General features: G+C 69.5%; 14 protein-coding genes. 5 read left to right on the forward strand and 9 right to left on the reverse strand.

The annotated features are described in order from the left end of the window. Positions 1 to 24 precede the first annotated feature (24 nt). Positions 25 to 258, reverse strand: a complete 234-nt coding sequence (locus Pth03_RS23310; protein WP_203946491.1) for a hypothetical protein — start codon at positions 256 to 258, stop codon at positions 25 to 27. Positions 259 to 778: 520 nt separating this feature from the next. On the opposite strand from Pth03_RS23310, the gene Pth03_RS23315 reads away from it, so the two are divergent. The 4 genes from Pth03_RS23315 (at position 779) to Pth03_RS23330 (ending at position 5,998) form a co-directional block, all read left to right on the forward strand. Continuing rightward, positions 779 to 1,954 (forward strand): sensor histidine kinase, encoded by a 1,176-nt coding sequence (locus tag Pth03_RS23315; protein WP_203946492.1) that lies wholly within the window; start codon positions 779 to 781, stop codon positions 1,952 to 1,954. Positions 1,955 to 1,991: 37 nt separating this feature from the next. Next, on the forward strand, positions 1,992 to 2,657 hold the full coding sequence (locus Pth03_RS23320; RefSeq protein WP_203946493.1) for a response regulator: 666 nt from the start codon (positions 1,992 to 1,994) through the stop codon (positions 2,655 to 2,657). A gap of 114 nt (positions 2,658 to 2,771) precedes the next feature. Beyond that, positions 2,772 to 3,512: an ABC transporter ATP-binding protein gene (locus tag Pth03_RS23325; RefSeq protein ID WP_203946494.1), complete on the forward strand. Its 741-nt coding sequence runs from the start codon at positions 2,772 to 2,774 to the stop codon at positions 3,510 to 3,512. 2 nt (positions 3,513 to 3,514) lie between these two features. Further along, positions 3,515 to 5,998 (forward strand): ABC transporter permease, encoded by a 2,484-nt coding sequence (locus Pth03_RS23330; protein ID WP_203946495.1) that lies wholly within the window; start codon positions 3,515 to 3,517, stop codon positions 5,996 to 5,998. Here Pth03_RS23330 and Pth03_RS23335 read toward each other — a convergent pair. The 8 genes from Pth03_RS23335 to Pth03_RS23370 form a co-directional block, all read right to left on the reverse strand. Further along, the gene (locus Pth03_RS23335; protein ID WP_239119302.1) at positions 5,981 to 6,274 is read right to left on the reverse strand and encodes an SUKH-4 family immunity protein; all 294 of its coding nucleotides are present in this window, start codon (positions 6,272 to 6,274) and stop codon (positions 5,981 to 5,983) included. The two genes, Pth03_RS23330 and Pth03_RS23335, sit on opposite strands and share 18 nt — an antisense overlap. Continuing rightward, a complete protein-coding gene (locus Pth03_RS23340; RefSeq protein WP_239119303.1) occupies positions 6,271 to 7,305 on the reverse strand; it encodes a toxin glutamine deamidase domain-containing protein in 1,035 nt (344 codons plus the stop codon). The genes Pth03_RS23335 and Pth03_RS23340 overlap by 4 nt, the downstream gene beginning before the upstream one ends. A 192-nt stretch (positions 7,306 to 7,497) precedes the next feature. Then, entirely contained in the window at positions 7,498 to 9,168 is a 1,671-nt protein-coding gene (locus tag Pth03_RS23345; RefSeq protein WP_203946540.1) for a molybdopterin-dependent oxidoreductase, read from the reverse strand. Between the two features lie 53 nt (positions 9,169 to 9,221). Beyond that, positions 9,222 to 9,824, reverse strand: coding sequence for an RdgB/HAM1 family non-canonical purine NTP pyrophosphatase (rdgB, locus tag Pth03_RS23350; RefSeq protein WP_203946496.1), 603 nt, complete (start codon positions 9,822 to 9,824; stop codon positions 9,222 to 9,224). Then, entirely contained in the window at positions 9,821 to 10,540 is a 720-nt protein-coding gene (gene rph, locus Pth03_RS23355; RefSeq protein ID WP_203946497.1) for a ribonuclease PH, read from the reverse strand. The genes rdgB and rph overlap by 4 nt, the downstream gene beginning before the upstream one ends. A gap of 126 nt (positions 10,541 to 10,666) precedes the next feature. Next, the gene (locus Pth03_RS23360; protein WP_203946498.1) at positions 10,667 to 11,419 is read right to left on the reverse strand and encodes an MBL fold metallo-hydrolase; all 753 of its coding nucleotides are present in this window, start codon (positions 11,417 to 11,419) and stop codon (positions 10,667 to 10,669) included. Continuing rightward, positions 11,416 to 12,243, reverse strand: coding sequence for a glutamate racemase (murI, locus tag Pth03_RS23365; RefSeq protein ID WP_203946499.1), 828 nt, complete (start codon positions 12,241 to 12,243; stop codon positions 11,416 to 11,418). The genes Pth03_RS23360 and murI overlap by 4 nt, the downstream gene beginning before the upstream one ends. A 246-nt stretch (positions 12,244 to 12,489) precedes the next feature. Further along, a complete protein-coding gene (locus Pth03_RS23370) occupies positions 12,490 to 13,284 on the reverse strand; it encodes a thioesterase family protein (RefSeq protein ID WP_203946500.1) in 795 nt (264 codons plus the stop codon). 165 nt (positions 13,285 to 13,449) lie between these two features. Here Pth03_RS23370 and Pth03_RS23375 point away from each other — a divergent pair, with 165 nt between their 5' ends. Beyond that, entirely contained in the window at positions 13,450 to 15,102 is a 1,653-nt protein-coding gene (locus Pth03_RS23375; protein ID WP_203946501.1) for a DUF3352 domain-containing protein, read from the forward strand. Positions 15,103 to 15,371: the final 269 nt, after the last annotated feature.

A 15,371-nucleotide genomic window follows, 5' to 3' on the forward strand; every position in this document is an offset into this window, starting at 1 on the left:
CCGGCCCCACCACGACGACGCCCGTCACCACGTTCCCGGCTGACCGGGCCCGTCCTGCCCGAAGCCCGGGCCGAAACCCCGGCCCTGATCGCCTTGGCCTTCTTGGCCGAAACCGGGCCCGAACCGGCCGTCCCCAGGCATCTGCCCCGGTCCGTTGCGCGAGTCCGAGAACACCACGGGGTATTGGGGGCCGTGGAAGCGGTTCCACAGGACGCCGACCACCGCTACCACGCCCCCGCCGGCCAGGGCTCCAGACAAGGCGCACACCAGGCCGACCACCACGAGACGGTTGGCGCCCGGCCTCCGCCGGCTTGCAGGCGCCGAGCCCGGTCCAAGAGGGCCCGGTGAGCTCCAGCCAGGAGCCCTCCATCCGGCCCCTCCAGGGCCGAACGCGTAGCGCTGCGCCTGGAACGGACCCGGTGCCGCCCCGGGCCCGTACGCGGCTTGGCCGGCGGAGCCTACTCCGGACCCTGCAGCAGATCCGGAGCGTGGCTCCGCCGTGGTCTCATGGGCGGGAGCCACCCCGGAAGGAAGTGGCGTGGTGCCCTCTCCCGGCCCCGAGTCGCGTAACTCATCCTCAGCATCACGCGGCCCTCTATGTTGATCCGCCATCACAGATCTCCTAGTCCACCCCGACCGGGGCGCTCCCGGGAATAATGATGGTCCTCATTTCGTAAAGGCGGCGTAAGGCCATCCTGGGAGTGCGACCTGGGTCGTACTCGCGGGATCCGTCCCAGGACTGAATCCGTCTGAGCAGCCGCTACGTAGGGTTGGGATCGTGTTCGGCAGACTGCGCGCCTGGAGTCGGCGCCACCCCGTCCTGGTCGACTCGCTGACCGTCTCCCCGGTGATCTTGTTCTGCCTGAGCTCCGCGAGATACAGCGATGTCAGCCAAGACGTGGGCATGCACATCAGCACCGCGTTCGCCTTCGCGCTGAGCGTGCTCCTGCTGGCCCCACTGGTCGTGCGCAGAAACCGCCCCCGCGAGGTCTTTGCGACCATAGCCCTGATCTCCCTGGGGCAGTGGATGCTCGGCATGGGCATCCTGTCCGCCAACCTCGCGGTGCTGGTCGCGATGTACGCCGTGGCCTCCAGGTGCACCGCCCGATGGGCGATCGCCGCGGGACTGGTGGCCGAGCTCGGGCTGCTGATGGCCCAGTCGCGCTGGGGCGGCTTCCAGCCGTCGGCGTTCGCCTCGATGTCGGTGTTCGTCATCGCCATCTGGATCGCCGGCATCTACGTCAACACCCGGCACCGCTATGTCGAGAGCCTGGTGGAGCGGGCCGAGCGGGCCGAGCTGGAACGCGACCAGCAGGCCCGGATCGCCGCCGCCGCCGAACGGGCCCGCATCGCCCGCGAGCTGCACGACGTCATCGCGCACAACGTCAGCGTGATGGTCGTCCAGGCCGACGGCGCGAGCTACGCCATCTCCAGCGATCCGGAACAGGCTCGCCGGGCCGTACAGGCGATCTCGTCCACCGGACGGCAGGCGCTCGCCGAGATGCGCCGCCTGGTGGGCGTGCTCAGGCAGGACGGCGGGTTCAGGGAGAAATACGCCCCGCAGCCCGGCGTGGCCCAGCTCGCCGACCTGGTCGAACAGGTCGGCGACTCCGGGTTGCCGATCGACTTCACCGTCTCTGGAACGCCCCGCGACCTGCCCGAGGGCGAGCAGCTGGTGATCTACCGGATCGTGCAGGAGGCGCTGACCAACACCCTCAAGCACGGCGGACCAGGCGCTCGTGCCGTCGTGGACATCGCGTACGGCTCGGCCGGCGTCACCTTGCGGATCTCCGACGACGGACGCGGGGCCGCCGCGACCCCGGGCCAGGGCGGCCACGGGCTACTCGGCATGTACGAACGCGCGGCGATGTACGGCGGGACGGTCGACGCCGGGCCCCGCCCCGGCGGAGGGTTCCAGGTGGTCGCCCGAATCCCGACGGGCGCCGCCGCATGACCGGGCTCCCCGCGCAAGGACGTGAACGAGGACGGCGATGATACGAGTGATGCTGGTCGACGACCAGGAGCTGGTGCGGGCGGGGTTCCGGATGGTCCTCGGCGCGCAACCCGACATCGAGGTCGTCGGGGAGGCGGCCGACGGGGCCGCCGCCGTCGAGTTGTCGCGCACGGTCTCCGCCGACGTGGTGCTGATGGACGTGCGCATGCCCACCATGGACGGCGTCGAGGCGGCCCGGCTGATCTGCGGGATGCCGGGCGGCCCGCGGGTGCTCATGCTGACGACGTTCGACCTGGACGAGTACGCCTTCGAGGCCATCAAAGCGGGAGCGTCGGGCTTCCTCCTCAAGGACGCGCTGCCGACCGACCTGCTCAGCGCGATCCGGTCCGTCCACGCAGGCGACGCCGTGATCGCCCCCAGCACCACCCGGCGGCTGCTCGACCGCGTCGCCGTGCACCTTCCCGCCGGGGAGGCCCTGAAGCGGGACGCGGGCGCGCTGACGGCGCGGGAGCGCGAGGTGCTCTACCACGTCGCCCGTGGGCTCTCGAACGCGGAGATCGCCAAGCAGCTGGGGCTGGCGGAGGCGACCGTGAAGACGCATCTCGGCCGGGTCCTGGCGAAACTGAGCCTGCGCGACCGGGCCCAGGCCGTCGCCTATGCGTACGAGAGCGGCCTCATCACACCGGATCATCCCCAAGGCTGACGCCCCGACTACATCAGAAATCGCACACGGCTCTCCTGCACCACCTGGAAGCGCTGTTCGAAGCCCTACCGCGCGCCGAGGCGCGGGCAAGATCGCGCCCATAAAGTCGATTTCATGACCATCACGAGTGTCCGCAGCGCTGTGAGCGCGAAAGGGCTGACCAAGACATATGGCCGGGGCGACACGGCCGTCCACGCGCTGCGCGGCGTCGACGTCGACTTCGCCGCCGAGGCGTTCACCGCGATCATGGGCCCGTCCGGCTCCGGCAAGTCGACGCTCATGCACTGCCTCGCCGGGCTCGACACGGTCACCGACGGCCAGGTCAACATCGGCGACGTGGAGATCACCCAGCTGAGCGACAAGCAGCTCACCCTGTTGCGGCGCGACCGCGTGGGCTTCATCTTCCAAGCGTTCAACCTGCTGCCGACCCTGACCGCCGAGCAGAACATCAGGCTGCCGTTGCAGATCGCGGGCAGGCAGGCCGACCAGGCGCTCTTCGACCGGGTGATCGACACGGTGGGGCTGCGGGAGCGGCTGGGGCACAAGCCGAGCCAGCTGTCCGGCGGGCAGCAGCAGCGGGTCGCGGTGGCACGGGCGCTCATCGCGAAGCCGCAGGTGATCTTCGCCGACGAGCCGACCGGCAACCTCGACTCGCGTTCGGGCGCCGAGGTGCTCTCCTTCCTGCGCACGTCGGTGCGCGAGCTCGACCAGACCATCGTCATGGTGACCCATGACCCGGTGGCCGCCTCCTACGCCGATCGGGTCGTGTTCCTACGCGACGGACTCCTGGTGCACGAGCTCGACCGGCCCACGCCGCAGACCGTCATCGACACGCTTCTGGCGTTGGAGGCCTGACCGTGCTCAGGACCACCCTCGCCGGGCTCGTGGCGCACAGGCTCCGGCTCCTGCTCACAGCTCTGGCCATCACCCTGGGCGTCGGTTTCATCGCGGGGACGTTCGTCCTCACCGACACCATCGACGCCGGCTTCAGCAAATCGTTCGCCGCCGCGGCCGACAAGATCGACGTGGCCGTGGTTCCCGGGGACGCCCAGCTCACCGCGAGCATGCTCACCAAGATCCGGGCTGTCCGCGGCGTCAAGGACGCCCAGCCGTACGTGTTCGGCGACGCCGCCCTGATCGGCCGGGACGGCAAGGCCGTCGGCGACTTCCCCACCGCCGGAGTGTCCATCCCGGCGCTCCGCCTCGACGTCAAGAGCGGCACCGCCCCGTCGGCCGATGACCAGGCACTGGTCGACACCTCCACGGCCGAGGAGCAGGGTCTGCGCGTGGGCGACACGATCGGCGTGCTCGACCACAAGGACGTCAAGCACGACTTCCGGCTCGTGGGGATCTTCGACGTCGGCATCGACGGGAACATCGCCGGACGGGGCGCGGTCGCCTTCACGCCCGCGACCGCCCAGCGCATGACGGGCGCCGCCGAGTTCAAGGAGATCGACGTCACCACCGCCGGCCCCTCCAGGGAGGACCTCCGTACGGCTGTCGCCGCGGCCCTCGGCACGGGTCTGAAGGTCAAGACCGGAGACCAGGCGGCCGCGGACATGGCTTCGGAGAACGGGGCGAACACCGACTTCCTGAAGCTCGGGCTGCTGCTGTTCGGCCTCATCTCCCTGCTGGTCGCCGGCCTGGTCATCTACAACACCTTCGGCATCCTCGTGGTGCAGCGCACGCGTGAGCTGGCGCTCCTGCGGTGCATCGGCGCGACCAGGCGCCAGGTGTTCGGCTCGATCCTGCTGGAGTCGGCCGTGGTCGGTCTCCTGTCGGCCGTCCTCGGCCTCGGTGTCGGCCTCGGCCTGGGAGCGATCGCCGTGGCCGTACTCAATAACGTCGGTGCGGACGTCCCCACGGGCACCGTTGAGCTGTCGCCGCAGACGATCGCAATCGGCCTGGCGACGGGTCTGCTCATGACCGTGGTGGCGGCGCTACTGCCGGCACGTCAGGCCACCAAGGTGGCGCCGGTGGCCGCGCTGCGCACCCAGGTGGAGGAGCGCACCTTCCGGGCCGGAGTCGCCCGCATCGTCTTCAGTGTGCTCTTCGCGCTGGCGGGCGGCGGTCTCACGGCGAGGGCCGTGACGTCGAAGCCGGGCGACGAGGCCCTCATCACCGCCATGGCGGGCGGCGTGCTGGTCTTCTTCGCCGTACTCGTGCTCGGCCCTGTGATGATCAAGCCGCTGAGCGGAGTGGCGGGGTGGGTGCCGGCCCGGCTGTTCGGGGTTCCCGGACGCCTGGCCCTGGAGAACTCCCGCCGTGACCCGAAGCGCTCGGCCACCACCACCATCGCCCTCACCGTCGGCGTCACGCTGATGACGTTCATGGCCGTGCTCACCACGACGGTCCGCGCGACCAGCGAGAAGCAGCTCGACGAGCAGTTCGCCGCCGACTACCAGATCGCGACGCAGACGAGCTCGGGCACGATGCCCCGCTCGGTCGCGGAGTCGCTGCGCGGACGGCCCGAGTTCTCGACGGTGGCGGAGATCAGGGAGAAGGACGGCACACTCAACGGCCAGGAGTACTACCTCGGTTCCATGACGCAGGCGGCGCTCACCTCGGGCTTCACACCCACCGTGACGTCCGGCTCGCTCAATGACTTCCCGCCGGGGACGATCGCGGTGGCGGACTACGTCGCCAAGAACCTCTCCCTGGCGGTCGGCGACGACGTCACGGTGGGAGCCGGTTCGGTGCGCTTCACGGCCAAGTTGGTCGCGGTGATGAGCTCCAACGACCTGCTGGCACCCTCGGTGTTGCTGCCCGAGAAGTTCTTCGACCAGCGTTTCCGGCAGATCGCCGACAGCCAGGTGCTGATCAACATCGCGGACGGCGTCAACGCCGACAAGGCCCGGCAGATCGTGGACGACGCGACCCAGGCCTACCCGGCGGTGAAGGTGCGCAGCACCACCGAACTGCGCGACCAGTTCGACCAGGCGATCAACACGATGCTGCTGGTCGTCACAGGACTGCTCGGCCTCGCAATCGTCATCTCGCTGCTGGGCATCGCCAACACCCTGTCGCTGTCGGTTCACGAGCGCACCCGCGAGTCCGCGGTGTTGCGCGCCCTGGGCCTGACCCGTGCTCAGCTGAGAAGCACGCTCACGGTCGAGGCGCTGGTTCTCGGACTGGTCGGCGCGATCGTCGGCGCCGCCCTCGGCATCGTGTACGGCTGGGTGGCGACGAAGACGCTGACGGAGGACGTCTCCTTCCGGCTGCCGGTCGGCCAGATTCTCGCGTTCATCGCGGCGTCCGGGCTGGCCGGTGTGCTGGCGGCGGTGCTACCGGCACGACGTGCGGCGCGCGCGTCGATCGTGGCGTCACTGGCCGGCGACTGATCGATCCGGCGGCTCCGCGCCCGTCCGCGAGGCCGGCCACTGCTCTGCCACATCATGGGGGCAGAGCAGTGGCCGCACCACCATGTCCCCCGTGGCCCCGTCGATGACGACGCAGCCGCCCCCGACGGTCTCCGGGGGCACGCTCGGGTCCGCGGGTTCCTCGTTCGCGATCCAGGCCACATATCCGCCGTCGACGGCCGCGATGCCGACCTCGGTGGCACTCTCGCCGAAATAACGCTCCGCCAGTTCCCGCGCCTGGTCGGGCGACAGGTTCAAAGGCGGTGCCCTTCCCGGTCGATGACCACGCAGAAGACTCCGGTGACCACCTCGTACGGCGGCTCGACCGCCATGTGACCGCGCTGGGCGTCGATCCAGAGCACCTCGTCTCTGCAGTTCACGGCGTTCCACGCGTGGCTTCCGCCCCCGGGCCAGCGCGTGATCAGCATCGCGGCCGCCCCGTGCCCGCCGAAGACGAGGCGCTGGGCGATGGCCACGTAGGCGCGACGGCCGTGCCCCACGTATTCGAACCGGTGCCCCAGCCACTGCTCGGCGCGTGCCACTCCCCCGGTCTCGCCGGTGAGCAGGGGCTTGCCTCCCGCGTCGAACTCCGGCAGGCGGCGGGCCGCCACCACCGGCTCGCCGTGCCATGTCGACACGACGGCCAGCGCGCAGTCGACGGCGTTCGTCGACCGGAAGGGATCCTCGGTCGGCCCCTCGGCGTTGATCAGCCGGATCCACGTGCCGCGAGGATCGGGGAACCGCCCGCTGACCGCCTGCGCGAGGCTTTCGCGGGCCGTCGCCTCCTCCGTGCCCGGCCGCGGCTCGGCCAGGCCGCCGGCCTTGCCGTACGGCCGGGTGTCCTCCAGGCGCATGGGCCTGCGGTCGCTGTCGAACCAGTCCGGCTCCCGCTCCTCCTCCTGCGGGCAGACGTCCTCCGCGACGGGCTCCATCGGGGCGGCGGGAGGATCCGCGTGCTCGGGCTCATGTGCCGCCGTCTCTGTGCCGGCATCGTCCACCGGATCGACCCGAGCATCGGCGTGAGCAGCGGTGTGGGTATCGGCATGGGTGTCCGCCGAGGTGTCCTTCACGCCTGCGGCCCCGTTCAGGGCGGCCTGCACACGCACGGAGGCACCACTCAGCACGCCGTTCGTCAGGCCGTCGGCCGTGCCGTTCGCCAGCGCGGAAACCCGCACCCCGGCGTGGCACTCGTCCGCTCGGCGGTCGTCCTGACCTCTGTCCTCCGCCGCGGGCGCCGGGGCCTCCGCGGCCTTCTCGTAGTCGCGCCATCTGCGCCCGTCGGCACTCACCACGGGGTTGTACACACCGGCCGGCAACCGCCATCGGGAATGCCGACGGGCCATCTCCTGACTCACGTGCTGCGGCCCCCTCCCTGACACGCACATCAGGCTGCCGATGCTAGAGGCGGCGCTATCGGCGCACGGCGAACTTTCCGAAGTCCAGACCCGGCGCGAACGGCTTCAGATGGGCTTTGACCTGGTTCATCCGGCCTTGACGCCGATCGAGTGATAGCCCGTCGCCCCGTCGGGTGCGGGCGGCGCGTACTGCAGCGTCTGGGTGTATCCGGTGACGTCCGTGGCGCGGACCGTGATGACGTGCTTCCCCTTCGCGAGGTCGGCCACGATCGACCACTGCCGCCAGGTGTCCGGGCCGGGCACCTGCGCCAGCGTGGCCTCCCGCCACTCTCCCCCGTCCACCTGGACCTCCACCGCGGCGATCCCCTTGTGCTGGGCCCACGCCACTCCGGCGATGGTGGTGCGGCCCGCCGGGATGTCGTCGCCGTCCTTCGGCACGTCGATGCGCGACTCGGTCTTGATCGGCCCCTTCGGCGACCATCCGCGCGGCGTCCAGTACGCCTCGTCCTGGTCGAACCGCGTCACCTTGAGGTCGGTGATCCACTTGGTGGCGGACACATAGCCGTAGAGGCCCGGCACGACCTGCCGCACGGGGAAGCCGTGCGCGGTCGGCAGCACCTCGCCGTTCATGGCGATCGCGAGCAACGCGTCCCGGCCGTCCATGACGACGTCGACCGGCGTGCCGGCGGTGAATCCGTCCTTCGACGTGCTGAGCAGCATGTCCGCGCCCGGCTTGATGCCGGCCTCGCGCAGGAGGTCGGCCAGGCGCGCGCCGAGCCAGCGCGCGTTGCCGACGTACGGCCCGCCGACGTCGTTGGACACGCAGGTCAGCGTGACGTCGGCCTCCATGAGGGGCCGCTTGAGCAGATCGGCGAAGGTGAGCTCGATCGGCTTGTCCACCAGTCCGTGGATCTTGAGCGTCCACGACGCCGGGTCCACTCCTGGGATGACGAGCGCGGTGTCCACCCGATAGAAGTCGCTGTTGGGCGTCACGAAGGGCGACAGGCCCTTGATGCGCAGGTCCGCGCCCGCCGGAATCGGCCTGGCCGGGATGGTGGGCCGCGGCAGGGTCTTGGCGAGGGTCTTCCTCGCCGCGTCGACGTTGTTGGAGGAGGCGAGCAGCTTGCCGCCCAACCCGGTGACTCCGGCGACGCCCAGGCCCACGACCGCGCCGGTCAGCAACCGCCGCCGGTCGAAGGCGTAAAGGTCGTCGCCCGCCCGCATCACCGGAGGCGTCTCCACGGAGATCGTCTCGCCGCTCGTGCGCGCAGGTTGTCCGGGCGGAGCGTCGGGGTCGTCCGTCCATGCCGAAGTGCCCTGCGCCGCGGCGTCCTCGAGCGGCTCCCAGGGGTGCACCTCGGCACGCCGGATCAGCAGCGACAACGCCCACGCGCCCGCCCCGACGCCGACCAGCGACGGCAGGATGTCCAAGGAACCCGCGTCTGGACGGGTCATCGCCGCGGCCGCGCCGATGAGGCCGAAGACGAGCAGGCCGGTCATGCCGTACCCCACGCGTCTGCGCGACAACACGCCGAGCCCTGCGGCGATCAGAGCGAGCACCACGACGATTCCGCTGATCAGAACCAGCTTGTCGTTGGACCCGAAGGTCCGGATCGCCCATTCCTTGAGCGCCGCCGGGGTCCGGTCGACCATCGACCCGCCCACGGCGATCACCGGCGAGGCGTCCGGGTTGGTCAGCCCCGCCACCAGTTGCGCCACGCCGAGGGCCACGGCCCCCGAGATGACTCCGATCAGGGCGGCCACCCACGCGGGCAGGCGAGGACCGCCGTCGTCCATGCTCACAACGGGAACGCTACGCCCTGCCGCTTTCCCAAGGTCTTACGGGCGGATTACAGGACGGCCGACTCGATCAGCGGGACGAGCGCGCGGAACGCCCGGCCGCGGTGGCTGATCGCGTCCTTCTCCGCGGCCTCCATCTCAGCCGTCGTACGGCTCTCGCCGTCGGGAACGAAGATCGGGTCGTAGCCGAAGCCGTTCGTGCCCCGGGGTTCGCGGATGACGTGACCACGCATGATGCCGTCCACGACGTGCTCATCGCCTGTGGGCAGCGCGAGCGCGGCCGTACACGCGAAGTGGGCCTGGCGGCGGCCGTCGGGCACGTCGGAGATCTGGGCGAGCAGCAGCCGCAGGTTGGCCAGGTCGTCTCCGTGGCGGCCCGACCAGCGTGCCGAGAAGATGCCCGGCATGCCGTTCAGGGCGTCGACGCACAGACCGGAGTCGTCGGCGATGGCGGGCAGGCCGCTGCGCGCGGCCACGGCGTGCGCCTTGAGCAGGGAGTTCTCCGCGAACGTGAGCCCGGTCTCCGCCACGTCGCCGATGTGGGGGAACTCGCCCAGCCCCACCAGCTCGACCTCAAGCCCCGCCTCCGCCAGGATGCGGCGCAGCTCCACGATCTTCCCGTCGTTGCGGGTGGCGAGCACGACCTTCTTCATCCGACCAGCACCTCGGTCTGCAGGCGGGTCAGCTCGGCGCATCCGGCAGCGGCCAGGTCGAGCAGGCCGTTCAGCAGGTCACGGTCGAACGGCGCGCCCTCCGCGGTGCCCTGCACCTCGACGAAGTCGCCGGTGCCGGTCATGACCACGTTCATGTCGGTCTCAGCCTTGACGTCCTCGACGTAGCACAGGTCGAGCAGCGAGTCGGTGCCGACGACGCCGACGGAGACGGCCGCGACCGAGTTCACCAGCGGCTCGCCCGGGCACATCTTGCGCTTGCGCATCCAGCCGACGGCATCGGCGAGCGCGACATAGGCCCCGGTGATGGCGGCCGTACGGGTGCCGCCGTCGGCCTGCAGCACGTCGCAGTCGAGGATGATCGAGTTTTCGCCGAGCGCCTTGTAGTCGACGCAGGCCCGCAGCGAGCGGCCGATCAGCCGGGAGATCTCGTGCGTCCGCCCGCCGATCTTGCCGCGGACCGACTCGCGGTCGCCGCGCGTGTTGGTGGAACGGGGCAGCATGGCGTATTCGGCCGTCACCCACCCGAGACCGCTGCCCTTACGCCAGCGGGGCACTCCCGCCTCCACTGTCGCGGCGCACAACACCTTCGTGCCGCCGAACTCGACGAGCACGGAACCCTCGGCATGCGCGAGCCAGTTCCTCGTGATGGTCACGGGGCGAAGCTGGTCGGGACGACGTCCATCTGAACGAGCCATATCGCGTCAGGGGCTTGGCACTCTCGCAAGCACCCTTCCCCGTCCTCCTTTCGCGGCCGCATGCCCGGAATGGGCAAAGAGCGCCTCATTCTAGCCAGGCCGCCGTGACCACGGTCGTCGCAGCTCTTATCCGAGCTGGTACACCGCTCCGCTCTGGGCGAGCTCGATGGGGCCGTCGTAGCCCGCCTTCGCCGCGTCGTCCAGAACACGGTCCTTGTCGTGCCACGGGACGAGATGGGTGAGGATCAGCGTGCCGGCCTTCGCCTTGGACGCGTATCCGGCCGCCTCCCTGCCGTTCAGGTGGAGATTGGGCGGCAGGCCCGGCTCGTCGATGTGCGCCGCCTCGCACAGGAACAGGTCGGCGTCGGCGGCGAGCTTCACAAGGTCGGCGGTCTCGCCGGTGTCGGCCGAGTAGGCCACGGACCGGCCCCGGTGCGCGACGCGGAAGCCGTACGTCTCAACGGGGTGGTTCATCCGCGCGGTGGTCACCTCGAAGGGGCCGATCTCCCGCGTGCCGGCGGACAGCTGGACGAAGTCGAACGACTGCTCCATGACGGGTTCGTGGGGCATGGCGTACGCCGCGTTGAGCCGCCTGGCGGCGTCGGCCGGGGCGTACACGGGCACCTTGGGCAGCGGCCTGGCCGGTGAGTAGGTGCGCACCACGTGGTAGGAGCACATGTCGAGGCAGTGGTCGGCGTGCAGGTGCGACAGGCAGATGGCGTCGACGTCGTAGAGGCCGATGTGCCGCTGAAGCGCGCCGAGAGATCCGCTGCCGAGGTCGAGCAGCAGCCGGAAGCCCTCCGCCTCCAGCAGGTAGCACGAGGCCGGGCTCTCCGGGCCGGGAAAGCTCCCGGAGCAGCCGATGATCGTCAGTTTCACGCCGACCTCCCCATTCCGGTCTCATCCCCGACGGGCGCGAGTTCGACCGCCTGGATCTCGGGCCCGAGGAATCGTTGCCCGAGCTGCTCGAACAGGACGGTTTCGCCCGTGGCCCCGAATCGGTGGAACGGCTCGCCGGGACCGCTCGCCAGCCCTCGGTCGTGAAGGATCCGGTAGACGTCCTTGGCCGTCTCTTCGGCGCTCGACACGAGCGTCACCGCGTCTCCAGCGACATAGGACAACGCACCCGTGAGCAGCGGGTAGTGCGTGCACCCGAGGATCAGGGTGTCACAGCCGGCGTCCTGGATCGGCTTCAGGTAGCCGCGGATGACGTCGATGAGCTCGTCGCTCATGGTCTCGCCGCGCTCGACGAACTCCACGAGCAGAGGGGCCGCCACCGCGACCAGCTCGACGTCCGGCGCCGCCGCGAACGCGTCCTGGTAGGCCATCGACTCGATCGTGGCCCGCGTGCCGATCACGCCGACCTTGCCGTTCCGCGTCGCCCGTGCGGCCCGGCGGGCGGCGGGCTGGATGACCTCGACGACCGGCACCGCGTACCGTTCCCTGGCGTCCCTGAGGACGGCGGAGCTGGCGCTGTTGCAGGCGATGACGAGCATCTTGACGTCATGCTCGACCAGATGGTCCATCACCTCGAGCGCGTAGCGCCGCAGCTGCGCGATGCTCTTGGGCCCGTAGGGCTGCCGCGCCGTGTCGGCGACGTAGAAGATCGATTCGTGAGGAAGCTGGTCGAGTACGGCCCGCGCGACGGTCAGGCCGCCCACACCGCTGTCGAAGATCCCGATCGCCCTGCTGTTATCCGGCACGCCTCCCAAGATTAGGGGATCATGCACGACCACTCACGGTAAGAATCCTCACACGTTTTTAGAGGGTGATCATGCAGAGGTTTTTTTTGGGGGTGATCATGCAGAAGCATTTGGGGGTGATCATGCAGAAGATCGCCGGCGATGCCTCTCGCCTGCGCAAACACATTTCGTGATCATGCAGAAGTTCGGCGGAACACGCCCCCACCTGCACGAACGCCAATCGTGATCATGCACAGGGCGGCGGCCTCAGCCGCGCCCCACCCGCGCCAGCTGGCGTGACTGCGCCACCAGGCGGCCGGCGGAATCCCACACCTCGACCTCCTCGTCGAACCAGCCGTCGCTGATCAGACGTCCGCCGCCCAGCAGCGTCAGCCACCCCGGCGCCGGCAACGCCCGCAGATGCCACGTCAGCTCCACCGTGGGCGCCCACCCCCGGCTCCCGGCGGAGAACACCACGGGCGGCAGCGCGTCGACGGCGAGTGCGAGCACGAAAGGGTCGGGATCCTGCTCCTCGGCCAGCCGGAAATAGGCCCGCGATTCGGGCCGCCCGGTGGGCGCGCCGGAGAGCCACCCGATCGTGGGCGGGTCGAACAACAATTCCATCTGCCCATTGAGGTTGATGTTCGACTCCGGCTTGGGATCGGGCAGTTTCACGCATTCTCCGAGATCCGGCATGCGCACCGGAGGCTCGCCCGTCCATTCCGGTACGGCCGAGCCGTCCAGCGTGGCCGTGGTGACCAAGGTGTCGATGAACGGCCGGCCGTCCTGAATGAGGGTCGCCCGGGTCATCGTGGCCGTGCGGCCCGACTTGAGCCGCTCGACGCGTACGGTCGCCGGCCCGGGCGTCGCGGCCCGGAGAAACTGGGCGCTCGTCGACACGGGATGCGCGTGCGGCGACTCGTCGACCGCCGCGCGCAGGACGACGGCCAGGAGATAACCGCCGTTCAGCGGCCCGCCGATCGAATACCCGTTGTCCAGGCACACGTCATAGGTGGTGTCGTCGAGCCTGATCGCCCGTGTCGCCTCGTCGAACTTCGTCACAACACTCCCTATGAGCGCCCGAATCTTGTTCTGGAACAGTCACTTTAGCCGCGATCGAGGCTGTGTCACGGATATGTGACGCAATGGACGACATTGACGTTCCTTGCCTATTACTTGGGCATAATTTTACTGATCACACATCACGTACTTACGGGGCGTAAACACATGTCTTCCGAAACTCCTCCCGGGGCCGCATTCCCGGAGAATCCGGATCCGGAGCAGACCGTAGACCACCGGACCCCCCAGCCCGGCCAGTCCACCCAGCCCGCGCAAGGCGGTGGCTCGGACACCCGGCAACCCGCGTACGGCCCGGCCGAGGAACTCGGATTCGGCGGGGCACCCGCAGGCCACACCCAGGAGGGCTACACGCTGCAGCCCGCGCCCGAGCAGCCGAAGGGCGGCCGTGGCTGGATCATGGGGATCATCGCGGCGGTCGTCGTGGTTCTGCTGGGCGGGGGCGGCGTCTGGGCCGTCAACCTGCTCAGCGGAGGCGGCGCGCAGCCGGAGGACGTGCTCCCCGGCAACGCGGTGGCCTACGCGCGACTGGACCTCGACCCTGCGGCCAACCAGAAGCTGGCCCTTTTCTCCATCGGGCGCAAGTTCCCCGGCCTCAAGGACTCTCTGACCGGCGACGACCCGCGCAAGGCGTTCTTCGAGGCCATCCGGTCCGGGTCGCCCGAGCTGGCCAAGCTCGACTACGCCAAGGACATCGAGCCCTGGCTGGGCGACCGCGTCGGCCTCGCCGTGACGCCCCCGGCGGCCGGGAGCGAGGAGCCCGGCGTCGCCGTCGCCGTACAGGTCAAGGACGAGGCCGCGGCACGCGACGGTCTCAAGAAGCTGGCAAGCGGCGACGACTACGGCGTGGCGTTCCGTGAGGACTACGCGATCGTGGCGCAGACGCAAGCGGCAGCCGACAACTACGCCAAGGCTGCCCCGCTTTCGCAGAACGCCCAATTCACCAAGGACCTGGCGGACATCGGGGAGCCCGGTGTGCTGTCCTTCTGGGCGGACATGGGCAACCTCGTCAAGGCCTCCGGCCTTCCGGCCACCGACACGACGGCGCTCAGCCAGTTCAAGGACACACGGTTCGCCGGCGCCCTCCGCTTCAACGACAACTACGTCGAACTGAGCGCGGCGACGCACGGGGGGACGACCCAGCTTGGCGACGTACCCTCGGTGAAGATCGGCCAGCTGCCCGACACGACCGTGGCCGCGCTGTCGGTCTCCGGCGCGGGCAAGGCCCTGGCCACGAACTGGCCGCAGGTGGAGCAGGCCGCCGCGGCGCAGGCGGGCGGCGAGACCTTCACACAGTCTCTCGAGCAGATCAAGCAGCTGTACGGGATCTCCATCCCGGACGACATCGCGACCCTGTTCGGCGACAGCATCACGATCGCCCTCGACGGACAGGGCCTGGACGCCGCGCTGCCCAACGTGGGTGCGGTCATAACGACGGACCCGGCCAAGGCCGCGACCGTCGTGGGCAAGCTCGAGAACATCGTCTCGGGACTCGGCGCTCCGCTGCAGCTGGGCAAGACCCCCGGCGACGGCCAGTACGTGCTGGCGAGCAACCAGGCGTACGCGGACAAGCTGGCAGCGAAGGGCACGCTCGGCAACACGGAGTCCTTCAAGGCCGCCGTCCCCAATGCCGACTCGGCGAAGTTCGCCGCCTACGTCGACCTCGACAAGCTCGAGCCGCTCTACCTCGCCGGCATGCCGGCGGATGACAAGGCCAACCTCGAGGTGCTGCGCGCGGTCGGCATGAGCGGCACGAGCGAGGGAACCGACGGCCAGGTCAACCTGCGCGTGCTGTTCAACTGACGTAAGAGCTCAACCAGGGGGATCACCAAACCGGTGATCCCCCTCATTTTTTGCGGCCGTTTCTTTGGTCGCCGCCTTTGTGGGCGTGATCATGTTTTTTGTGGGCGTGATCATGCAGAAGTTCGTGATCAAGGCCGTTGACGTGCCATGACACAGTTCGTGATCATGCAGAAGTTCGCACGGACATGCCGCGATCTGCAAAAACGCCTTTCGTGATCATGCACGCATCGAGCTCAGGCCAGTGCATGATCACGAAAGGCGTAATGCCA

Origin of the sequence: Planotetraspora thailandica, assembly GCF_016863335.1 — a bacterium.
Taxonomy (GTDB): Bacteria; Actinomycetota; Actinomycetes; order Streptosporangiales; family Streptosporangiaceae; genus Planotetraspora; species Planotetraspora thailandica.

What these genes read in the sequence shown, in the direction of transcription:
- Pth03_RS23320 (WP_203946493.1), top strand. Translation starts at nt 1,992, where the DNA reads ATGATACGAGTGATGCTGGTCGACGACCAGGAGCTGGTGCGGGCGGGG.
- Pth03_RS23325 (WP_203946494.1), top strand. Translation starts at nt 2,772, where the DNA reads ATGACCATCACGAGTGTCCGCAGCGCTGTGAGCGCGAAAGGGCTGACC.
- Pth03_RS23345 (WP_203946540.1), bottom strand. Translation starts at nt 9,168, where the DNA reads ATGGACGACGGCGGTCCTCGCCTGCCCGCGTGGGTGGCCGCCCTGATC.
- rdgB (WP_203946496.1), bottom strand. Translation starts at nt 9,824, where the DNA reads ATGAAGAAGGTCGTGCTCGCCACCCGCAACGACGGGAAGATCGTGGAG.
- rph (WP_203946497.1), bottom strand. Translation starts at nt 10,540, where the DNA reads ATGGCTCGTTCAGATGGACGTCGTCCCGACCAGCTTCGCCCCGTGACC.
- Pth03_RS23375 (WP_203946501.1), top strand. Translation starts at nt 13,450, where the DNA reads ATGTCTTCCGAAACTCCTCCCGGGGCCGCATTCCCGGAGAATCCGGAT.